The following is a 22,885-nucleotide window of genomic DNA, read 5'->3' as shown; positions in this document are numbered from 1 at the left end:
CCAAAAAAAAGCCGTTAGGGGGTCACATGCTTCAGTTTATCCGGATTCGTGACCATAAACATACGGACAGGCCGCGAGTCGCTGTCAAACTGGAAGGACAACACCGCAAAGAGCTCGTCGCCACGGTTCAACCGCAGGCCGGGCTGCCCGTTGACGTCGATCAGCAGCTGATTCTCCGGCTTGATATTTCCCGGGGCAATCCCTTGAAGGAAGGCCAGGATGCGATTGCTGCCGATGATCGGGAAGATCGCCGAGCGAACCTTGCCGCCGCCATCCGTGTATAATCGGGCATCATCCGCAAGCATGCCGACAAATTCCTTGAAATCGCCGGAATTGGCTGCTGCCATAAAAGCGCGGGATAGCAGCTCCGCATGCTTGGCCTGGTCGGAAGTGACGCGAGTGCTTTCTACAGGCACTGCAATCGGCGGCTCTGCGGCCGCTCTCTCCTCCCGCCCCGGAACCGGCGCGGTGCTGACCTTCTGCTTCGCCCGGCTGTACAGCTTCCGGCAGTTCGCATCGCTTTTGTCCAGCAGCTCGGCGATATCCCGGTAATCGTAATCGAGCGTTTCCCGGAGAATGAAGACGGCTCTCTCCACCGGCGACAGCTGTTCCAGAAGGACGAGCAGCGCGTAGGAGACCGATTCGGCTTGGATCGCTGCGGTTTCGGGAGTCTGACCTGCATCAGCCGTCTCAGGCTCCGGCAGCCAAGGGCCGGTATATACTTCGCGTGTTTTGCGGGCCGACTTCAGCACATTGATGCTCCGGTTGGTAACCATTTTAAGCAAATAGGCCTTCATGTTTAAAATATGATCGGTCTGCATCGTTTCCAGCTCAGCAAAAATATCCTGCACAATATCCTCGGCGTCCGTGAGCGACCCCAGCATTCGGTAGGCGATGCTGCTCAGCAGCGGCTTATACTCTACATATAAACTGGATGTATCTGTTGCCATCTATCCATCTCCGTCCCCGCTCTTTTCCGCTTATTGTAACATAGCCGACTTGAATCCGGGGCTGACGCCCTCACGATGAATTACTAGCTCCCTGCCTGATTGGACACTTGCATTCCCTGATGTGCCAAAGAGGCCGCCGCAGATTCGGCTTCTTGAAATGCCTTGGCCAGCACCTCATCCCTCTTCATGGAATGATTGCCCTGTGCCCGGATGATTTGATAGTCGACGCCCATAAAGTTAAACATCGATTTCAAATAACGATGGGAGTACTCAACTTCCGTGTACCAATCCTGGTTCGTATAAATCCCGTCGCTTGCCTGAATGACGACAACGTTCCGCCCGTCGGTCAACAGACCGATCGATCCCTTGTCCGTATAGGCGAAGGTCTCTTTGGCAATCAGGATGTTATCCATATAATCTTTGAGCTTCGAAGGAATATTAAAGTTATGCAGCGGCATGGCGATGACGTACCTCTTGGCGCTCTTGAACTGCCGTAGGATATCCGACATCCGGGAAGTGAGCCGCTGTTCTTCTTCCGTTAAGCGCTCATTTTTTTGCATTTTTTCCTGTGCGCTGAAAAATAATCGATCAATGCAGGGCACATCTTCCGAATACAGATCAATTTGTTCGATAGGTCCCTCCGGATTCAGGTTTCGATAAGCTTCTAAAAAGTGCCGGAGCACGGTCAAGCTTACGGATGAATCGTCCTCCACTTTCGGATGCGCATTAATGACAAGCAGCTTTTCCATAAATTCTATCTCTCCCTCCTGGTTTCAACACTATTGAAGACAATCCACAATTTGATTTTGTGACAAGATGGAGAAATTATTCAAAAAAAAAGCAGCCGGTCACAAAACCGGCTGTCTTCGCACTTCAATATAGAGTTCATGAAAACCGGTCACAGACCCAGCGCTTTCCCTTTTTCCAGACGCTGAATGTGCTTCTCCCCCTCATCGGACAAGGCACGGAACTGATTGATCGTATCCCGCATTTTCGGAAGCGCCGCCTGTTTGTAAGAGCTGATCGCTTCAAAGGCGGAGATGGCATCGGAGAAAGCCTGCTTGAGCGTATCGACGGAGACGCTGGTTTCGATGGCCTGCTTCTGGATCGCTACGCCTTGATCCTTTAACATCCGGGAGGTGCCGGCAATGATATTGTTCGTCGTTTGATTCAGCAGCTCGATCTTCTTGAGCACAATGCCTTGGTTGTACAGCGCACTGGCCACGGTCACCGCGATTTTCAGCGCCGAGATCGTAACGGTTTTGGCCCGGTCCACGCCCCGGATCAGCTCACGGTTGTTGCGGATGACCACTTCATAGGCCATGATGCCCTGCTGGTTGACCACCAGCATCTGCTGAAGATCCATCACACGCTGCCGCATCGGAAAGAGGACTTCCTCCGTGATAAAACGGATCTTTTCCGGATCTTCTCCCCTTTGCTTGGCCGCTTCAATCTGGGCCTCGATCGATTCGTCCATCATCGTACCCAGCTGAATTTCTTTCTTCAGCGTCTTCGTCAGCTCTCGGATCGTTTGCTGCTCCAGCTCCAGCGTCGTATTGTCGTTTTTGAGCGTCGTTTTCCCTTTGTCGAGGGATACGACAATGTCAGCAATGACGTCGTCTGCCTTCTCAAACTTCAAAAAGTATGCCCGCAGCGGGTTGAACAGCTTGCCGAGGAATCCCTTTTTGGCAAAGTCGATCAGACTGGGGTCCAGATCCTTCAGCTGCGTATGCAGTTCCGTCAGCCCTTTGGCGACAGCCCCCCCTTCATCCCCGCCTTTGGAAAGATTGCCGACGGACACCTGCAGCAGGTTGTTCTTCTCGGAAGAAAGCTTCATCGTATCCAGCCCGAAGCTGTCGATCGATTGCAAAATCTCCTTGCGTTTGTCCAGCGACTCCACATCCAGCTCCATAATGGAAGCCACATTCGCATCGGCGATTTCTTTCAGCTTCGCTACCTCTTCCGGTACCGGCTTGACTTCCTCCTCGATCACAGCCTGGATCTGCTCCGCACTTGAGACACTCATCGTAAACGCCATATCTCATCCTCCCCCTTTGACTTCACCCTTACATTTGAACGTTGAACAGATTTCCGATCTTGTACACGACGTCATCGGTATCCGCATTGATGCTGGCGGCTTCGTTAATGCTGGAAATGCTTTGCAAAGCCTTAATGTTGGCGTTATAGCCAATGGTATAAATCGGAACTTTGTAGTTCTCAATCAGTCCTTTGATGTCGCTGAGCGAATTGCCTTTGTTCGTTTCACCGTCGCTTAGTACGAAAATAACGGGTTTCATGTTCGGATCGGCTGCCAGCTGGTCCTGCAGCATCTTGAGCGCAACCACGATGCCGTCAAACGTCGCGGTCTGGCCGCTGGCCTGAAGGCTGTTCACTGCGCCCACGAACATCGACTGCTGATTAACGTCGTATTTTCCGATCGGGAGCTGGATGGTCACGTCGTCGGAATAAGAAACCATGCCGATGCTGTTGTCTTTACCCAAATATTTTTGGCCCTTGATCAGCGATTCTTTCAAGCGGTTCAGCGGTTCACCATCCATGCTGCCTGACGTGTCCGCCACAAATACGGCTACAATCGGCTTGCTCCCGTTCTTCTTCTCTTTCCATACCTTCTGGGCGGATGTCAGCAGCTTCCCGTCAATCGGGGCCATCTCGGATTTGTAATCCTCAAGCCCGTTGAAGCCTTTGTCTTTTGCTGCTTTAACGTATTTAGCCTGGGTTACGAATTCTGCGAACTTTTTCAAAATGGCCAGCTTCTCCGGCGTCGTATCGCCAAGCGCGTAGAGCGGGCTGTCGTGACGCACGCCAAAAGGAGTGAAAACATAGCCGCTTTTCAGGTCAGGTGCGTTGACGAACGTCTGGTACTCCAGAATGAAACCGTCGAGGGAGCCCGATGTGGCCGCATCCCGCATTTGGATCGTCGTCGAGGCAATGAACGGTACGTTGGCTTGGAATTTCTCGAACCCTTGAACCGCTTTATCGCTTAAAATATTGGAGCTGTCGAACGTATTCAGCGAGGTCACCAGAAAATTCAGACCGGTCGAACTGGCAAAAGGATCCGTATAACCCATGACAAGCTCGTTGCTTGCGATCGCATCCGTTACCGTTTTGACATTGATGGAACCGTACTTTTCGACAAGAGCATCGTATTTGGACTTCTTGATGACGATCCCGGGAACGTTGCCCACGAGGCGCTTAGACACCAATTGGGTTTTGACGCCGCTGGACTTGACCATCTCTCCCCATAATTCGTTGGAGGGCGTAAAGGCATCCGGTACGTATTTACCTGACATGATATAGTCCGCTGCTGTGCCTGAAGCGATGTTGCGGACCTTAACCGATACGGGAGTTCCGTTTACAGCCACATTCGCTTTATTGAACTCCGTCGCCGCCTCCGTGAGCCAGCCGTCCACGCCGGTTCCCGACTTCTCGGTCGATGAGAATATCTCGACATAATGATCATTTGTGTTCGGCACCGTAATCGGGAATTTGCTGATATCCGGAAGGGATGAGGCCACATCCACCGGGTCCAGGTCAATTTGTCCTTTTACAGGCGTTGCCGTTGCGGGTGAAATCTTCGAATATAATTTATCCAGCCGTTTGGCTGCGTCTTCCGCGGTCACCTGGTCTTTCGACTTCCCGAGATTCGAGGTTACCGTAATTCCCCCGTACACGAGCGCAAATACAAAAATCAACACGATCACTGAAGTCAGAATAAACCTGCCCTTCTTCACATGAACACCTCTAATTCTTATAATATTTGGTTTGATTAATTAACAGATCGATTTCCTGCATGCACGGCATCTTCTCGATGTCGCCGGCTTCGAAGCTGTCCAGGCGGGATATTTCCAGCAGGAGCTTATCCAGCTTGAGCAGGATCTCTTCATTGGTCGCCAGGGAGTTCTTGGTGAATGTTAAATACTCGTTGTAGATCTGCTTTCTTTCTTGGAGTAATTCTGGAGGTAGATGGGAGGCTTTAGATCCACTAAGACTTTTAAACTCGGATTCGTCGAATGCGCCCAGCCGGTTCAGGATGCTTTTGAGGTTGAGGTAAAATACGTTTTCTACCGCCTGGACCGTCGACATGAATTTTTTGTAGCTAAGCTCGCTCGGATCGAAACGCTGGGTCAACACGCCGACCAGTTTGTACTTCTTGCGTGCGATGCGGTCGAGCTGATTTAGAGCGAGGGATATATCCGCTTCTAACGCTTTGACTTTCTTGTAGTACTGCAAGGCATTCACGTAGTCGTCATGCGTCTGGATCTGTTTGACCGGCACGGCAGCCGGGGTCTTGGCGTTAACACTGTAAACCGAATAAATGAGAACCAGAACACTCGCCAGAAGGAAGGTAATCCCGAATGCCGTCGAAAAGGCGCTTGCGCCGATGTTAAGACCGATAAAACCCGGGGAGAACAGAACGATGTTCACGACGATGACCCCCAGAGTGATACCCAGCAGTTTTATGTATTTCATTCCCAATTAGGTTCGCACCTCCTTCATCACTAATCTCATCCTTTACCATATTCTACATGATGATGTTTTGGGATGTCATTTTTTGTAACGATTTATTTTTAATACGGTTCGATCTCCGTTTTGGCTTCATTTAACTGGCTACTTATTTTCCTTATGCTCGGCAAGGTGGCAGTATGAACGAGAACGAATGGAAGTCCCCTTAACCGCAAAAAGACAGCCGCTCAACAAGCCGGCTGCTTTCATTTTGGACGGAGCTATTGCATTTACGCTAGATGATGAATCACTCATATGGATAATGGAGCAAGTACGTAAAATGTTCCTGCGACCGCTCTTGTTTTCGGATTTCTTGATGTATAGAGCCTTCTTAAGGGAGAAATCCGAAAGCCAAAGTATATGCTTCCAGCGCTTCTCATGCAGCCCGGCGGCGCATTGTCAAAGAATACACGGCCGGGATCAGCCCAAGGGCGACCCCTATTCCACCCAGCCAGCCGGCTGCTGTCAGAGAGATGCTGTCCACAATAATGCCTCCGATGACGGCCCCAACAGCCATCCCCAACTGCACAATGGAGTTGTTCAAGCTTAAAATGATCCCCGAAGCCTGGGGAGCCATACCGATTAAGTACACTTGCTGAACCGGACCCGTCGACCATGCAAAGAAGGACCACAGCATCAGCAATGGGAGCACAAGCATGGAGTAATGGGCAAACGCGGCCAGCAAAAATAAAATGCCGGAGTGAAAGATCAGACCGCCTACCATCGTGCGGGGGATCCCCCATTTGTCTGCACCGTAGCCGCCGACTTGGGAGCCCAGGAGACTTGCCAGCCCAAATGCAAACAGCCCGATGCTTACCATCCGCTCGCTCATCCCCGTAATGGTCAGAAGAAACGGCGTGATATAGGTATACAGAATGGTATATCCCATTATCCAGAAAAAGCTGATGGACAGCGCAGCGGAAATCCGTGGCGTTTTGAACAAGGCGAGCTGTTCCCGAATGGGAACGGGAGCCTCTCCCTCTGATTTGGGAATCGCCAGCAGAAGAACCAACATGGCGAGCAGGCTGAGCACGCCGACTCCCGTGAAAATGACCTTCCAATCATACGAGCCCGCAATGACCCGTCCCAGAGGAACCCCCAGAATGAGCGCGAGATTAAAGCCCAAGAGAACGGTGGCGATCGAACCGCCCTGCTTGCCAGGATGGGCAATTTTGGCCGCAACGGTAAGGGCGACAACCATGAATACCCCGGTACTGATGGCCAAAATGATTCTTGCCCCCATCAGCATGCCGTAACCGGTAGATGTGATGGTGATCAGGTTGCCTATGAAAAACAAGCCCAAAGCCGACAGCATCAGCTTTTTCCGATCTATCTTTGCTGTGAGCGCAATCAGAATCGGGGTACCGATCGCATAGGCAAGCGAGTAGACGGTAATCAGCTGGCCGGCCGCCGCTACCGACACGCCAACGTCCTTTGCAAGCATATCCAGTATGCCGGCAATCACAAACTCAGAGGTCCCGACTAAAAAGCTCGCAATCGCCAATATATAAATTTTCCATCTCATATCGTGTATCTCCTCTTCCCAACAGTTTTACAATTCTAAATCTGTAGAAATCATGACTAAAAAAATATGGTCCTATCCTTAGGCATCTCCTGCCCCGATTAGGTCTGTAGCGCTCCATCATCACCGCTTGATGCTTGGCGGTCGAGCTCTTGGCGGACGATCGGTGCTACCTTGGTTCCGAGCAGCTCAATCGTTCGCAGCAATTCGCGATGAGGGAGCGTGCTGAAATCCACGTACATAAGGAATCGGGTCAGGCCAAGGTTCTTGTGCAGCAGTAAGATTTTTTCCGCCACATATTCAGGGTCCCCGACATAAAGAGCACCATGAAGGCTGGAGGATGCATCGTATGAGTCACGTGTATAAGGAGACCAACCGCGTTCCCGTCCGATCCGGTTCATTTGGGCCGCCATCACAGGGTAATACCGCTCTGACGCCTCTTGTGTCGTATCGGATATAAAGCCATGCGAGTGCGTAGCAATCTGCAGCTGATTTGGATCATGCCCGGCTTTCACAGCCGCTTCCTTATAGAGCTCCACCAAGGGTGCGAATCGCTGCGGCGGTCCGCCAAGGATTGAGAAGACGATCGGAAGTCCCAGCAAGGCGGCCCGAATGGCCGATTCCGGGCTGCCGCCTGTGCCGATCCAGACCGGTAAAGGCTGCTGCACAGCACGAGGATAAATGCCCATATTGTCAATCGCAGGACGATGTCCGCCGCGCCATGTCACCCGCTCCGAAGCTCGGATCTTGAGCAGCAGTTCCAGCTTCTCTTCGAACAATTCCTCGTAATCCTTCAGGTCATAGCCGAACAGCGGAAACGATTCGATGAACGAGCCTCGTCCGGCCATGATCTCAGCCCTCCCGTTCGACAGTCCGTCAAGCGTCGCAAAGCTCTGATATACCCGCACCGGATCATCCGAAGACAACACCGTCACCGCGCTCGATAGACGGATCTTTTTCGTGGTCGCCGCAGCGGCAGCCAATATGACGGCTGGAGACGAGCTTGTATAGTCGATACGGTGATGCTCGCCGATGGCAAAGACGTCAAGGCCGACTTGATCGGCCAATTGGATCTCTTCGATCGCTTGACGCAGACGCTCGGCATGTGAGACACCCCCTTTTTCGGGATCTGCATGAAGAAACGTACTGATTCCAATCTCGATCGTATTTGCTTTGTCGCTCATAAGAGTGCACTCCTTCTTCATAGGGTATTGAGGATGACTTGTACAACCATCAATTCCTCAGTTCTAGAACTATCGAAATGTTGGTTAAAAAAATTACGCCATTAAATAAGGCGCAAATTTTTCCGCCACTTCCCGATTGACGTTATAGTGAATATACGACCCGCTTTTCCGTGAATCAATCAGACCGGAATCCGTCAGCTGCTTCAGATGATGCGACAGCGTCGAACCCGCAACGGATTCAAGCTTTTCACCGATGGCCGTGAAGCATAAATCGCTTTCTTTCGAGAGCAGCAAGGCGATCTTCAGCCGGGTTGGTTCCCCCAGAGCTTTATATACCTTAACGGCCTGCAGATCTGTTTGATGATCACCCATGATGATGCTCACCTCCTCCATCTATTCCGCAGTTCTATAACTATCGAAATCCAGTTTAGCATGATGCCGTTGGAAAGTAAAGGGCTCCACCTAGGAGCTGCAAATGGCCTGCTAATTCAATGAAAAGCAGCCGGTCCTCGGGCCGACTGCTGCTTGGTTTTAGGTTTGGTTTTGGGTTTGGGTTTGGGTTGGCGTATCCTTAGACACAAGTAATAGAAGGTGGCGAGTTGAGCCGCAATACCGTGATTTGCTCGTCTCCGATCACTTCACCACTGTCACGGAAGCCGAAGCTCTCATACAGCTTTTTGGCGGGCGCGTTATCAGCCTTGTAAGAAATCCAGCAGTATTGTGCAGGACCTGCCGGAAAAGTGCGGATAAACTCCAGCACCTTTTTCATGGCTTCCCGGCCATAGCCCTTGTTTTGGTGTCGCTGATCCATCATCAGCCGCAGAATACAATAGCCGTCGTCTGCGATGGACGGGGTATCGTAACCGGTAATTTTATACGTGATCATCACAAAACCGACGGGCTGCTCATCCGCGTAAATGGCAAACGGAAAAGGATGTCCTCCATTGGTCGCAAGAACATAACACGAAGCTACGCTGGACAAATTGGACGCAACGAAGCGGCGCTGATCTTCCGAAACCTCTAGTTTAAATATTTCGCGTCTGTTTTCGAGCGTGATTTTTCTGAGTGTAATCATGCAGGATTTCTCCCTTCCTTATGTTCGGCAAGATCACCGATTCGTTTTTGCGCCGCGGTCGCTTTAATAACATACAATCTATGCAAAAAAAGTAATAGACTTATATTGAATTTTTTAATAGACTATTATGTATCCATGGCATTTTTAGGAATATGTCTATATGGCATTTCGTGAACCGGCGCGTAGTTGTGCCGGTTTTTTATTTTTATAACGATAATAAAAAATTAAAACCATTCATTATTCCCAGAATTAGGAGCCCCCGTGCTAATATGGATTTTAACTAAATTCTTGTTTATCATTGGAGGTCGTTATGATGCAAGAGATCGATTACTGCCATTATTTTTGGCAAGATGATGAAGTTCGATTGCGTGCCATCCAGCCGGAAGATTGGGAAAGTTTTTACATAGGTCTCTATGAAACTCCCGCACGCCTCCTACTGGAATGTGCTATGGAATTACCCCCTACCATTTCAGGAGCAAAGAGGTTTACAGAGGAAAATGCTGATTTTACCTCTACGAACGGACGAATCATGTTTACGATTGAAACATTACATGGGGAGAGTATCGGCGGAATTAATTTAAACAGCATCGACGAGAGAAACGGAACGTTTAGTATCGGGATCGTCATCGATAAAGAGCATCGTGGTAAGGGTTATGGTACCCGGGCAATGGAAATCCTCTTAAAGTATGCTTTTTTGGAACGAAGGCTTCATAAATTTAATGATTATGTTCTTGAAGGAAATGAAGGTTCTTCGAGGATGATGCAGAAACTTGGCTGCGTTCAAGAAGGTGTGCGGAGACAAGTGGTATATATCAATGGCAAATACATGGATTTTATTTTGTATGGTTTAACCAAAGATGAATTTATTCAAAAGCAAAACGAGAAACTCAGCATATAAACGGAGAAGGGGCTGCCCAGCGCAGCTCCTTCTTTATGCCTCATTTACTTAATGCACTCGTGTTGGTAGGAGTTTTAATAAGCTTTGGAATGAAAAATAAAGGATAAATCAGTAAATACAGATTGGGTATCCACCACATCAGGTCGTAGTCCGCTTTAATGATCCAGAACGCTATCGCCTGCAAACCCGAACAGAAGGTTAGGGTAAGAGAGATCAAAGCCAACTGGCTCCATCTGAGGTCATGACGTTTATGTAAATACAGACTGTATATTCCTGTTATCGAAATGAAAATATCTAACGGAAAAAAGGACCAATTCCAGATGACTAATAACTCGTTGCTATAATCCTGGTATAGGTAAGCTTGGGGAATAAGCGCAAAGATCGTAACGATCCAATACACCATAAATCCGATATCTGTAAACAAGAACAGCACTCTCAATTTCTTACTCAAATCACGCTCTCCCCCCGCCAAGATTTAAACCGATGACGCCGGCAATGATAAGGATGATCGAGATGGTCTTCAATAGAGTCAATGGTTCAGAAAAAATGAGTATGCCGATTATAACAACAATAGCTGTTCCTAGACCCGACCAAATCGCATACGCAATGCTTACCTCGATTCCTTTTAATGCAAAATTCAAAAAAGTTAAACTGGAAGCGTAAAAAACAAAGAGCAGCAAAGAAGGAGTAAGCCTGCTGAAGCCTTCCGACCATTTCATCGTTGTCGTTCCTGCTACTTCCGCAAGGATAGCCAACGTTAATAATATCCAGTGCATACCATTCTTAACCTTCTTTCTGTACAATGCCGGACAATAGAATGTCCACCATGTCTTCTAAGCTTTCCTGCAGACCTTTGTTACTCTTACGAGCTGAGGGGTCTTCTATTAGCCGATAGAATCCGCCGACATACAGGTCAATAAATAATTCAGTATTAAAAGAGCGTAGAATCCCTTCGCTGATGCCTTCATTAAACAAGCTATGGATGCTGTCCCATTGTTGGTTCAGAAATTGATCCAGCAGCTTCCACTGCAATGGATAGAAACGTTGGAGGTCCGTTATAAGGTTCATATCTACAAACTGAAAATCTGCAGGAACAAGAACCAAACACTTTTTCAATTTAGTCAGTGTACTCAGTTCATTGTCTTCAAGAATTGCCTTCTCCTTTTCTTTCAATTCATTCATCGTATCATCGAGAATTGCCGTAATGAGTTCCTCTTTTGAAGAGAATACTCCATAGAGTGTTTTCGTACTCATCCCTGAAAGCTTCGCAAGTTCCGCCATGGTGAAACGGAGACCTCTTCGCTTGATTTCGTGTCTTACCACTTCCATAATTCGATCATTCATTCATTTCACTCCTGTGACGGAAAACAATAAAAATATTATATTTTCCTAGTTTTACTCAATATAATACATCCCCTTCCTTTCGTCAACTTACAATGCCCCCTGATTCACCAAAAGAAAAGTACAGAGCCGTCGATTTTTCACAATACTCCTGATGGTGTTATATTTGTTCGAGCAGTTGCCCCAGTTGTCTGATCCAATGATCCGGACGCGCTCGATAATCTGCTGCCTTGGTCGCCATTGCTCCCTCTCGCTTATCGCATATTTAAAAATGAATAGATAACTTGAAATAGCCCTCATCTTAGAAAACAAGATGAGAGCTATTTGACGCTTCAGAATATTTAACCAGCAATACAAACTTCACTTTCGTTTCTTCTGACAAGTTCTTTAGCAAATCAAATAACTTCTAATTGCATCTGCTATATTCGATCTCTTGAATGTTGTCGTCAATTACTAGATGAGTAGTTGTGTTGATTTGGCGGGAGATATGGGGTTGAGTGGGACGACTTCAATGCCCATCACCCTCACCGTACAGTCAAACCACCATCGATATTGAGAATGGTTCCAGTGACCCACTTTGCTTCGTCAGAGGCCAGATAGACAGCGGCATTTGCAACATCTTCTTCATTTCCAATGTGCCCCAGCGGGTACGCGCTTGTAACGTAGTTCTGATATTCGAAAAGCTCTTCTTGATTCTTTGTATCAAGCCACTTCCGGAAGGTCGATGTGTCAATAGAACCAGGAGCGATAGCGTTAGTGCGGATCTGGAGTTCACCCAACTCGTTAGCGAGCGCTTTGGTGAGCGTATTGATCGCGCCACGTGTCATCGAGTAGGCTGATGATGGCCGTCCCGCAATCATTTTTTGAGACCAATAGGTTGAAATATTGAGAATATTCCCTCTCGTTGCGGTCAGTGCTGGGAGCAAGTGTTGAATGAGAAGAAATGGAACTTTGATATTGAGGTTCACCATTTCATCTAAGAGGTCCAAGGAAAGGTCAGGAAGAGGTTTGAAATGGGCCACTCCAACATTGTTGACTAACACATGTATTTGGCCGTGTGTTCGCTCAAGCAGTGTTGCTGTCACATGTGGAATGCTTGCAAGATCTTTAAGATCGGCAGAGACTGTCTCAACTGAGACACCTTTTGTCTGTAAAAGCTGCTTTGCATGGAACAGTTTTTCTTGATTTCGAGCGACTAAGACAAGGTTTGCGCCATTTTCGGCAAATGCCGAAGCAATGGCAAAACCGATCCCATCGCTTCCTCCTGTAATCACTGCTGTTTTTCTCTCTAATCGCTTCATTGTAACCCTCCTAAACATATAAAATAACTACCCATGGGTTGTACCCTCGGCTGAAGTGCCTCTATAGGCCCGTTCAATGTGCTAGCTCAGCAAGTTTCTCCGCATAAATGCCCGTGTCTGAACCCTCACAGTTAAAACTACTTTCATCTTTAAAATACACTTGTGCGTGTTATTTGCCCTGTGTATATTTACACTATAATAAAGGTTCGATTGATTCTATTACCACAATACGCTATTTGCGTATTAATACACATATTGTTATCATTGTGTACAAAATAATGGGGGACTTGCTCTATGAATAAAATAGATAGAAGAGTATTAAAGTCTCGACAGGCTATTCAATCGACCTTTTTGCAAATGTTAGTTAAGGAAGGGTTTGACGAGATTACGGTTAGAAACATGACGGAGAAAGCCAACATTAGTCGAAAAACGTTTTACCTACATTATATGGATAAGTATGATCTATTAGATAAGATTGTGGATGACCATATAGCACAATTGCGAGAAATATGTGATCAAAAAAAAGACACGGGACTTATAGAAGATTCTATTTCATGGTTTTCTTATTTTGAGCAGCATAAATCATTTTTTGCCGCATTGTTTAAAAGCAGAGATGCTTCATCATTTCGCAAAAAGCTATCGTCTTTTACGATGGGGGAGATCAATAAAAAGATTAATGAGGATTCGTATCCCATTACCGATAAGCATATTTTTTTGAAGTTTCTTGGAACGGCAATAATAGGAGTATTGGAATCTTATATACTTGATGAAGTAGATAGCGATATTGAAATTGTAGCTATGCAAGTTAAGCAGCTATTATATAAACTGAACATTCAAATAACTTTTCCTAAAACTGGATACGCCTAAAAGGTAACGTTGTTGGGAAATCAGCCAACGAAAATCATCGTTTTCTCCCATAACCATTCTGAAACCATCTGTAAATGTGCCACTCATTCCATCACATACTCCCGCTATAAGCAGCATTAATGCCATAACCTCTCCACTATTGCCTTTACAATAGTCAGCCCTATTTATCCAAAACAGATGTCATTGCTTAATCAGAAGACTATGCCGCTCTCTGTCCCACGTGTTCTCTTCGTGAAGAGGCTTTGGTCGTTTTTTCTGCCTTTTAAAAGCAAAAGAGTCACAGCCATGGATCGTGACTGTGACTTTTCGCGCTAAAGATCAATAAGCACGCTTTGGCTGGCATTGTCCCACGTTACATCACCTAACATAATGCTGGCAATCGTCTGAAAATCCTCATATCCGATCTCAAATTGCCCATAGCGGAAAGCATATCCCCAGCTGCGCTTCCCGCGGGTAAAGGTAAGCCGGTCCAATAGAGGGGCAATCTTCACTTCACGGCATGGAAGGTAACGGATATCCCGGCGAAAAGGCACAAAGGATTCGGACATCGGATACTCGTAGACTCTGTCACCGGTCACCTGCCCAATGGCGGTAAACGCTTGAAGCGGCTCCCCTTTCGACATGTCGGTTCGTGGAGAGTAGTATATGAGCCAATCGCCGGGACTCATCCGGCGCAAAGGTGCTGCTTTTCCATGACAGAGCTGGGCAAATCCGCCTTGGACCCCCCGCTTCACGTGAGAGGCAGATACAACGCCAATCCAATAGCGGCTGTTTTGCTCATCTGCGGTAACCGGCATGATTTGATCTTCGTTTTTCTTTTCCAATATGGGTGCCTCCTTAATAAATCATCTCCTAAGACTATATAAAAACGCTGCTGACAACGGTCTGTCAGTAGCGTTTTAGCATCTGGGTATATACTTTTGTTCTAGCGCACGAACGGAATGACATATCAATCTCTTCCTAACTAACACGGCACCGGCCTCTCTGCAAAACCTCGCTAACGGCCGGCACGCCGTTCACTGTCAAAAAAGGCCCGACTGTGGTCAACTGTTGTCGGAAATGAATGTGAGTTGGGTTCAAAACGGACGAAGCTTCTCGAAAGTAGGGCTGGAACATGTTTTGTTTGACGGACGAGACGGAACGTGAAGCGGATTATTATCAATAAGCTGTTGAAAAAGACTGGCTGGTACGTAATAAGTTCAATACTCCTTATTATTCGTACCTGGTGCCGGGCAGTTGCGGTGAAATCGAGCGTGTTCTGGTTGGGCAAGTTAGAGCAGAGCTTTGAAGCGGGCTTTAGAGAATACAAAGCTAAAACTCCAAGTAACAGTTTGTTACCTGGAGTTTTGTCCATTACTTGGTATCCCGATGAATTATCGCATAGATTAATAAAGATAAACAAAGTAAAGTTATATAGGTGATTATATACTTTGTAAGTGGCGATTGAGGATTTGATGTGAACGTTGCAAAAGTTATAATGAACGGTAAGGCGACAAAATCCAAGAGATATCTTTTTCGAACCTTGTACAATTTGAATAATTCCTTTAGTCGAAGGTTCAATAGATACCATCTCCTATCGATTGTATTTATGGACGTTCAAACCAAAACTCACCCAACCAATTTTGTTTGAATAATACTCCAGTATCTTTAAAATTTCTATAAAAAGTAGTGATGCCATAGCTTGTAACTGCACCTACAAAAGTAGTAATTGATGTTTCAACTCTTGCTGGGACTTTAATCCCCATTCTTTTACTTATTAACTCCAATACTGTAATTGTACCGAGGGTAACCCCTCCAGTTATTGCACCGTTATTATCTTGCATATCACTTACCATTCTGGGACTAATCCATAAATCAACGCCCCCCCACCATTTAACATCATAATCAAAATAGTTATCAGTATCAATATCTCCTATAACCTGGAAGGGAGTGATTGAACCTTTAGGCATTGTTTCGGTCTGATAATTCATTAAGTAAGTATCCTGAATAATGTTATCAATTGTAGCGTTTGTATCTTCAACAGTTTTTCTAGCCTTATTTATTAGACTTTGGTCAATGCCATCTGCTGAGGCTTTGTTCTCATCAAAAACATAATGTTGATCGATAGCAGAAATATAAGGTGTTATTGTGTCAATAAACTCTTGTTCAGGATTTTTAATATTATTAGTGCTACTGCTAGCTGATACAAAGCTGCAAACAGAAGAAAAGATCATTACAACAACTAGAAGAGAGAGTAAAGTTTTCGTTTTCATTTTTTCCTCCTAAAATTTTGGTATTTTTACTTCTATGTGGTATTATAGGATATATAAGATTATTTGTAAATATATGTATATAGAATTTATCTAAAATGGCTCCTCATACTTATGCAAACTCGCTGCTGGTTACCGAGCATTTACTAGTCTGGATGTATTTTCTCTTGTCCGAATAAGCAAATAAAATAGAAAAGGACAAACAGGGGATTTATCAACGGGAATGTTTATTACGGTAGACCATGAAAAATACGGTTTGAACAATGATTACGCCATGCGGCCGATGTTATACGCAAATGTTCGACAAATGCTGTGATTGGGGAGGTAACCCTACTTTGTTCTGGAACACGTTTTGCATTTTGACGTCAAATCTGGATCGTGCCGTTGATTATTAAAAAAAGCCATTGACAAAGGCTGCTGGATTGCGCCAAATCCAATACACCCGGGTATGCGTACCGGAAGAAGAAGCGGGAAAATCGAGAGGGTTCTAGCTGGGCCCGCGAGTACCGAATTTTAAAGCGATCTCTAGCAAATGCTCATCTAAAACTCCAAGTAACGGAGCGTTACTTGGAGTTTTAGTCACTATATTCATCAATCGAAATACTAAGGGTGTTGTCTTCGGCAGCTGCCTTCGCCAAACCTGGTTCATATGAATACTGGTAAGGGTATGATTCTTCCAATAGATGAAGGGTGCCCTGATTTGACGGAATCTGCTATACCGCGGTCTTCGTAGGACTGGACAAATATCAGGAAGAGAACCTCAAAATTGAAAAACACATAATCCCTCAGCCTCCTCATTCTTTTGGAATGTGGGGGCTTTTTCCTTTGAACGATGATCCAGGCAAAAAGATAACGATTTATTATTTGTTATTATTTTATTAGAAAATTAATATAACTAAATTCTTGCCAGACGCACCCCGTTATGATAGTATATTGACTCGAAAAGGGATAAATAAAGCGGTTACATAATTTCTAAATATGATCTCCTGTTAGCTCAAAAAACCACTTTGTTAGCCCTTTATCTTCTATCAATCAAGGGGAGTTTTCATGAAAAAGTCATCCAAATGGCTGGGCACTACCCTATCGGCGGTATTGATCGCTTCACTGCTGTCTCCCGCCTACGGATCGGCAGCTGCCCAAACGGACCTCAGCGGAATAATCGCCAAGGACCTTACGGGGCACTGGGCACAGGCCAGCGTGCAAAAATGGCTGAGCAGCGGGCTGATCCAGGGCTATCCGGATCACACCTTCCGCCCGAATGCAGAAATCACGCGTGCAGAATTCGTCTCGCTCATAAATCTTTTGTTCGGCTTTACGGCCCAGTCGAAGGAAGCTTATGCGGATGTCCCCGCCGACTCCTGGTTTGCAAACGCTTTCTCCATAGCCAGGGAAGCCGGCTACTATACCGGATATCCTGGCAACGCGGCCAAGCCGGGCGAACCGCTAACCCGTCAGGACGCTGCGGTGCTGCTGGCACGGGCGTTTGAAATAAGCGGAAACGATACGGCCCCCACCCTCTCCTTCCCAGACCAAGAGCACATCGGGGTGTACGCCCGCGAAGCGGTCCGGGCGCTCTCCGGTTACTTCCAAGGCTACCCGAACGGGACCTTCCGTCCTGAGGTACCTATTACCCGCGCGGAAATCGTTACCCTGATCGACAAGCTGGTCAGCGCATACTATCCGGCTGCGGGTACTTATACCGCCGGGAAGATTCAAAGCAGCGCCGTGGTGAACCACGGGGGTGTCATCCTGAAGGACGCCGTCATTCAAGGTAATTTGTATCTGGCACCAGGGATCGGCGACGGCGAGGTCACCTTGGATCATGTCACGGTTCAGGGCACCACTTTCATCGAAGGCGGCGGCTCCCATACGGTCATCGTGAAGGACTCCGATCTCGGCAGCGTTCTCGTCAACCGCCGCGACGGCCAGGTGCATGTACAGCTGTCCGGTACGACCCATATCGGGCAGCTGGCGGCAAACAGCCCGTCCCAACTGGACGCGGGTGACAGCTCGATCATCGACAGTGCTGAGTTCAACCAGCCGGTGCAGCTGAGCCTCGGCGCCGGTGCCTCCATCGCTTCCCTGACCGTGAACCCGTCGGCCGCAGGCACCGCAATCACGGGCACGGGCAGCATCAAGCAGGCGGTGATCCAGGGCAGCGGCGTCACGCTGAACGGCAAGGCGCTTCCGCCTGGAACGACCAGCATCTCCGGTGGAGCAGCTAATGCAAGCCCTGCGCCATCCGGAAGCACAGGCACCACAGGCGCAGGCGGCAGTCCTTCGGGCAGCACAGGCGGCGGCTCCAGTTCCGGCGGGAACGGAAACGGCAGCGGCGGCGACAACGGCGGCGGTCCGGTGGAAAACGTCACGACCGTCAACCTGACGGACGCAGCGGCAACCGACCGCACCAAATCGCTGTTCGTCTATTTGAATCAGCTCCGCGGCAAGAACATCCTGTTCGGCCAGCAGCATGCCACTACCGAAGGTATGTCCATCACGGCGAAGGACGGAACCCAGTCCGACACATTCAACAGCGTCGGTGCCTATCCGGGGCTGTTCGGCTGGGATACGCTGAGCTTGGAAGGCAAAGAAAAGCCGGGCGTGGCCGGCCATGCCGAGCGGAGCCGCGACAACCTCGTCGCCGTTATGAAGAAAGCCTACGCCGACGGCGGCGTGCTGACGCTCAGCTCCCATATGCCGAACTTCGTCACAGGCGGGGATTTTTACGACACCAAGGGCAACGTCGTGTCCCACATCCTGCCGGGCGGGGACAAGAACGCGGCGTATAACGCTTTTCTCGATCAGATCGCCGATTTCGCCCTGCACCTCAAAACCGATGACGGCAGGCCGATTCCAGTCATCTTCCGGCCGTTCCATGAGCAGAGCGGAAGCTGGTTCTGGTGGGGGGCCGCTTTTACAACGACCGACGAATACAAGGAGATCTACCGTTATACAGTCGAGTATCTCCGCGACAAGAAAGGCGTTCACAACTTCCTGTACGCCTTCTCGCCTGGCGGCGGTTTTGGCGACTCCGCGGACACCTACTTAAAAACCTACCCGGGAGACGACTACGTCGACATCCTCGGGTTCGACAGCTACTACAACGGCGAGGGCGACTCCTGGTTTAACGGCGTGAAGACGGAAGCCAAAACCGTTTCCAACATCGCGGACAGCCGCGGCAAGGTCGCTGCCTTCACCGAATTCGGCTACCAGAAAATGAAGGTCTCCGGCAATACGACGCCCGACTTCTACACGAAGCTGGCGGACACGCTCAAATCCGATCCGGACGCGAAAAAGATGGCGTTCATGCTGACCTGGGCCAACTTTGGGCCGGACTCCATTTACGTCCCTTATCCCACCGGCGATCCGAACCAGGAGCATGAAATGCTGCCGGATTTTAAAAAGTACTACCAGGATACGTACACGCTGTTCAGCGACGGGGTCATTGGCGCCTATGATAAAAAGGTCAACACCGCCTCCGAGCAGGGCTTCATGCATATCGCTTCTCCGACGGGCCAAAGCACCATCAAGGAGGATTCAACAACCATTCGTGTCCGCGTCCTGAACGAAACGCCGGATCGTGTCGTCTACAGCATACAAGGTTCGAATACCGAGTATCCGATGACCCTGAACCCGGACAGCGGCTACTACGAGGCGCAATGGACGCCGGCAGCGGAGCAGAACGGTAAAACCGCGGACATCACCGTTAAATTGTATGGCAGCAGCGGGGCCTTGCTGCATGAACAAACGAACACGGTGTTCGTGAAGATCGGCGAGGTGCTGGCCGGTGCCTACACTTTCGATACGGCCGCTGACGCGGAAGGCATCCAATACAACGGCGAATATACCAGCTCGGCGGGAGGAACGAATGACGGCAGTGCGGCGTACAGCGGTTTTAACGGCGGATCCCTGAAGATCAGTGCCCCGCATTTGAACGGAACCGATTCATGGCAGGAGCTGAAGCTGGAGTTAAAGAACGCCAAGGCTAAAGCCGGCGCCGGCTCGCTCGCGGGTATCCAACGGGTCAAAATGGACGTGTGGGTGCCCGCTGCAGCCGGGGCATCCAGCGAGCAGGCCAGCCTGCGCGCGGTCGGGCAGCTCCCACCGGACTGGATTAATAAGTACGGCATGGACACAACGTATTCGTCGTTTGCATCCCTGCCCAAAGAAACGATCGATGGCGTGGAGTATGTTAAATTCAGCCCAACGATCGATTTTACGAACGCGGATGCGCTGGCGGCCGCCGACGACATCGCCTTGTCCATCGTGGGCAGCGCGCTGCAATCGGACGGAGATACGCTTCCGGTCTACGTCGATAACATTAGGCTCTACAGCGCCTATGCCGAATCGTCGGGCGACCCGGCCGTCGTCGACGACTTCGAGAGCTACCTGGGCAGCAGCGACGCGCTGGCCAGCAAGTTTGTGCACGCCGGCGGCGACCCGGCCGGTGCTGCGCTGGACGGCACGCACAAGCACGGCGGCAGCTACGGGCTGAAGTACACGTACACGCTGGCAGGCAGCGGCTACGCCGGCATCACCAAGGCGATGAACGGCGCGGATTGGTCCGGCTACAACGCCCTGCAATTCTGGTACCAGCCGGACGGCCAGGGCCAGAAGCTGGTGATGCAGATCAACGCGGATGGCAAGACGTACGAGTACTACCCGGACACCAAGACGACCGAGCCGGCGCTCATCACCGCTCCGTTCAACGAGTTTAAGCCCGCCAACGGGGCGACCGGCACGTTGACGAAGTCGAACCTGAAGAACGTCCAGGCGTTCTCCATCTATACGAACGCGGTGCCGGACGGCAACCGGTTGACATCGTCGATGTATTTTGACGACATCCATGCCCTGCTCGATCCGGCTGTAGGCACCGTGCCGAACGGCAGCGCAGGCGGTGGCACCGCACCCGGCGTGCTGTTCGACTTCAACAGCTCCATCGCTGGCTGGTCGCTGAACGACAACACCCTTGGAGCCGACAACATCGCCAATCCGGAGGACGGCGGCAGCAAGGTGCTCAGCGCGGACTTTCCGTCGGCTGGCGCAGCCGACAAGCACTTTGAGCTCGCCTACATGAGCGATCAGGACCTTAGCCAAGGCAGCACCCTGATGGTCCGCGCCCGAGTGGCTGGCGGCACGGCCAAAGCGAAGCTGTTTATCAAGACCGGGTCGGACTGGGTCTGGGCTTCCACTGACGAAGTCGAGCTGACAGGCGAATACCAGTGGATCAAGCTAAACCTGAACGGCAAGGACATCAACGGCGACGCCATCGACAAGACACTGATCAAGACCATCGGGCTGCAGATCGCCTCGCCAAGCGGTGAAGGAACGATGAGCGTGTATGTGGATGATGTGACACTGGATGAGAAAACGCTGGATGCCGTGGTGAATGGTGGGGCCGAGGTCAGCGAGGTTGGTGCTGCTAGTAATACAGGAAATGACGTCGCAGGTTTCAGCGAAGCCGGTAACGCCACTGGTGAAGGTACTAACACTCAAGGTACTGTGGATGAAGATAGCGAGAATGAGGGAACGATGAACGAAAGCCTGTAACCATCTTCATTACTAAATTCACCTTAATCAACGATACAAAAAGGACCCTCCGCTGAGGGTCCTTTTATGCAAGTTATGGAAATCGTATTCGATACTCGATTGTTACAAAGGGCTATCAAGCCCCAACCACCGTCAACAGCATCGTCGAAGCCTGAAAGCGGCCGCTTTCCGGAACGACGCAGACGATTTGCTGCCCCGCGGAAAGGCGTCCGGAATACAGCAGTTCCTCCAGCATGATGTAAATCGAAGCCGCCGCCGTATTTCCTTTGGTGTACAGATTCGTAAACCATTTTTCCTCAGGGATCGTCACACCGCCCTGCTCAAGCAGTTGAAAGATCTCTTCCCTGAACACATGCGATGAATAATGGACCACCATCCAATCGACCGCGTCCGGGTCAATCCGCCCTTCTTCCACCAGCTCTAAAAAACGCCGCGTCCCCACCTTCGTAATTTCATTCACCAGCCGGACATCCTGCTTCAAATTCAGCGCGCCGTGATCGGCCGCTTCATGAATCGAGGCGTAGTCCAGCCACGAACGGCCGCCATCCTCCTTGCTCATGCCGGAATACATGCAGGTCTCGTACTCATTGGCATACGACTTGTTGTCGATCCACTCGATGCGCAGGGAGAGACCCTGTGCGGAGGGTTCATTTTGCAATAGGGCTGCCCCCGCCCCGTCCGACAACATGAACCGCAGAAAATCCGTGTCGAACGGTACCCGGCCGTTGCTGTAAATGCCCTGTGCCTCGAACTTCGTATGTTTGAACTCGCGGCTCAGAAACTCGCTGGAACAAGCGATGGCCGTCCGGTGCTCTCCTGACTTGATATGTAAAAAAGCGTTCTTCAGCGCATGCATCCCGCTCGCGCATAACCCCGAGTGCGAAGAAATCTCCATCACCGGCAGTCCCGTCTCGGCGTGCACCATACTCGCAAAACCCGGCAGCAGCAAATCCGCTCGTGTCGTACCCGTCGCCAAGAATTCGACGTCCTCTGGACGGACACCGGCGTTGCGCTCCAACGTCTCTCGTATGGCCAGGGCCGCCATCTCCGCGTTGGTGTACAAGCTCTTCTGCTCCTTGTCCATCGCGTAATAGCGCTGCTTGATCTGATTCTTTTCCAAAATGATACGCTTCGTCTTGGAGGATCTGCCTCCGATTTTGCCAAGGTAATCTTCCATTTCCTCATTGCCCACCGGGGCGCCGGGAAGGAACTTCCCCATGCTCGTGATATAAACAGATTTCATATAACACCTCACTAAAGATATGATTACTAATTATGATATTAATCCCACTAATTGTAAAGTAGATGAAAAATTAGTAGATTCAAATGCTCTTCAGGCGTGTTTTCAAACAACAAAAAAACCGCTTTATTCAGGCAGCGGCAGCCTCTGCGATCCACTCTTTTACCGTTGCAGTCACGGGATG

At 49.4% G+C, this 22,885-nt stretch carries 19 protein-coding genes; 3 read left to right on the top strand and 16 right to left on the bottom strand.

The genetic code is table 11. The features are described from left to right. Nucleotides 1-14 precede the first annotated feature (14 nt). The 9 genes from C7820_RS27455 to C7820_RS27415 all read right to left on the bottom strand — a co-directional run bounded on the left by C7820_RS27455 (nucleotide 15) and on the right by C7820_RS27415 (nucleotide 9,255). Nucleotides 15-950, bottom strand: coding sequence for a sigma-70 family RNA polymerase sigma factor (locus C7820_RS27455; protein ID WP_116233725.1), 936 nt, complete (start codon nucleotides 948-950; stop codon nucleotides 15-17). Nucleotides 951-1,033: 83 nt separating this feature from the next. Continuing rightward, the gene (locus tag C7820_RS27450; protein ID WP_116233724.1) at nucleotides 1,034-1,699 is read right to left on the bottom strand and encodes an FMN-dependent NADH-azoreductase; all 666 of its coding nucleotides are present in this window, start codon (nucleotides 1,697-1,699) and stop codon (nucleotides 1,034-1,036) included. Between the two features lie 149 nt (nucleotides 1,700-1,848). Beyond that, on the bottom strand, nucleotides 1,849-2,988 hold the full coding sequence (locus C7820_RS27445; protein WP_116233723.1) for a toxic anion resistance protein: 1,140 nt from the start codon (nucleotides 2,986-2,988) through the stop codon (nucleotides 1,849-1,851). 28 nt (nucleotides 2,989-3,016) lie between these two features. Further along, nucleotides 3,017-4,702, bottom strand: coding sequence for a vWA domain-containing protein (locus C7820_RS27440; RefSeq protein ID WP_116233722.1), 1,686 nt, complete (start codon nucleotides 4,700-4,702; stop codon nucleotides 3,017-3,019). 10 nt (nucleotides 4,703-4,712) lie between these two features. Next, on the bottom strand, nucleotides 4,713-5,441 hold the full coding sequence (locus C7820_RS27435; protein WP_116233949.1) for a hypothetical protein: 729 nt from the start codon (nucleotides 5,439-5,441) through the stop codon (nucleotides 4,713-4,715). A gap of 409 nt (nucleotides 5,442-5,850) precedes the next feature. Beyond that, the gene (locus C7820_RS27430; protein ID WP_116233721.1) at nucleotides 5,851-6,999 is read right to left on the bottom strand and encodes an MFS transporter; all 1,149 of its coding nucleotides are present in this window, start codon (nucleotides 6,997-6,999) and stop codon (nucleotides 5,851-5,853) included. Nucleotides 7,000-7,097: 98 nt separating this feature from the next. After that, nucleotides 7,098-8,180 (bottom strand): LLM class flavin-dependent oxidoreductase, encoded by a 1,083-nt coding sequence (locus C7820_RS27425; protein ID WP_116233720.1) that lies wholly within the window; start codon nucleotides 8,178-8,180, stop codon nucleotides 7,098-7,100. A gap of 93 nt (nucleotides 8,181-8,273) precedes the next feature. Continuing rightward, the gene (locus C7820_RS27420) at nucleotides 8,274-8,552 is read right to left on the bottom strand and encodes an ArsR/SmtB family transcription factor (protein WP_105444201.1); all 279 of its coding nucleotides are present in this window, start codon (nucleotides 8,550-8,552) and stop codon (nucleotides 8,274-8,276) included. 199 nt (nucleotides 8,553-8,751) lie between these two features. Continuing rightward, on the bottom strand, nucleotides 8,752-9,255 hold the full coding sequence (locus C7820_RS27415) for a GNAT family N-acetyltransferase (RefSeq protein ID WP_116233719.1): 504 nt from the start codon (nucleotides 9,253-9,255) through the stop codon (nucleotides 8,752-8,754). 310 nt (nucleotides 9,256-9,565) lie between these two features. Between C7820_RS27415 and C7820_RS27410 the strand changes: the two genes are divergently transcribed. Then, entirely contained in the window at nucleotides 9,566-10,153 is a 588-nt protein-coding gene (locus tag C7820_RS27410) for a GNAT family N-acetyltransferase (RefSeq protein ID WP_258875465.1), read from the top strand. A 40-nt stretch (nucleotides 10,154-10,193) separates the two neighbouring features. Here the strand turns inward: C7820_RS27410 and C7820_RS27405 are convergent, their stop codons facing one another. From C7820_RS27405 to C7820_RS27390, 4 genes are all read right to left on the bottom strand, one after another. Then, entirely contained in the window at nucleotides 10,194-10,604 is a 411-nt protein-coding gene (locus tag C7820_RS27405; protein ID WP_116233717.1) for a YvaD family protein, read from the bottom strand. 1 nt (nucleotide 10,605) lies between these two features. Next, nucleotides 10,606-10,929, bottom strand: a complete 324-nt coding sequence (locus C7820_RS27400) for a DMT family transporter (protein ID WP_116233716.1) — start codon at nucleotides 10,927-10,929, stop codon at nucleotides 10,606-10,608. 7 nt (nucleotides 10,930-10,936) lie between these two features. Next, complete coding sequence (locus C7820_RS27395; RefSeq protein WP_116233715.1) at nucleotides 10,937-11,497, bottom strand: TetR/AcrR family transcriptional regulator; 561 nt, start codon at nucleotides 11,495-11,497, stop codon at nucleotides 10,937-10,939. Nucleotides 11,498-12,018: 521 nt separating this feature from the next. Beyond that, nucleotides 12,019-12,795 (bottom strand): SDR family NAD(P)-dependent oxidoreductase, encoded by a 777-nt coding sequence (locus C7820_RS27390; protein WP_116233714.1) that lies wholly within the window; start codon nucleotides 12,793-12,795, stop codon nucleotides 12,019-12,021. 294 nt (nucleotides 12,796-13,089) lie between these two features. On the opposite strand from C7820_RS27390, the gene C7820_RS27385 reads away from it, so the two are divergent. Next, nucleotides 13,090-13,662, top strand: a complete 573-nt coding sequence (locus tag C7820_RS27385; protein ID WP_116233713.1) for a TetR/AcrR family transcriptional regulator — start codon at nucleotides 13,090-13,092, stop codon at nucleotides 13,660-13,662. Between the two features lie 311 nt (nucleotides 13,663-13,973). Here the strand turns inward: C7820_RS27385 and C7820_RS27380 are convergent, their stop codons facing one another. Together C7820_RS27380 and C7820_RS27375 are read right to left on the bottom strand one after the other, a co-directional pair. Further along, on the bottom strand, nucleotides 13,974-14,459 hold the full coding sequence (locus C7820_RS27380; protein WP_181909226.1) for an EVE domain-containing protein: 486 nt from the start codon (nucleotides 14,457-14,459) through the stop codon (nucleotides 13,974-13,976). Nucleotides 14,460-15,248: 789 nt separating this feature from the next. Then, nucleotides 15,249-15,914, bottom strand: coding sequence for a hypothetical protein (locus C7820_RS27375; protein ID WP_116233712.1), 666 nt, complete (start codon nucleotides 15,912-15,914; stop codon nucleotides 15,249-15,251). A 1,044-nt stretch (nucleotides 15,915-16,958) separates the two neighbouring features. Between C7820_RS27375 and C7820_RS27370 the strand changes: the two genes are divergently transcribed. After that, nucleotides 16,959-21,461, top strand: a complete 4,503-nt coding sequence (locus C7820_RS27370) for a glycosyl hydrolase (protein WP_116233711.1) — start codon at nucleotides 16,959-16,961, stop codon at nucleotides 21,459-21,461. A gap of 115 nt (nucleotides 21,462-21,576) precedes the next feature. Here the strand turns inward: C7820_RS27370 and C7820_RS27365 are convergent, their stop codons facing one another. Continuing rightward, entirely contained in the window at nucleotides 21,577-22,704 is a 1,128-nt protein-coding gene (locus tag C7820_RS27365) for a beta-ketoacyl-ACP synthase III (protein WP_116233710.1), read from the bottom strand. Nucleotides 22,705-22,885 lie beyond the last annotated feature (181 nt).

Source organism: Paenibacillus sp. VMFN-D1 (genome assembly GCF_003386155.1).
Lineage (GTDB): Bacteria > Bacillota > Bacilli > Paenibacillales > Paenibacillaceae > Paenibacillus_AQ > Paenibacillus_AQ favisporus.
The sequence above is the reverse complement of the archived record's forward strand: the minus strand, read 5'-3'. Positions and strand labels throughout refer to the sequence as shown.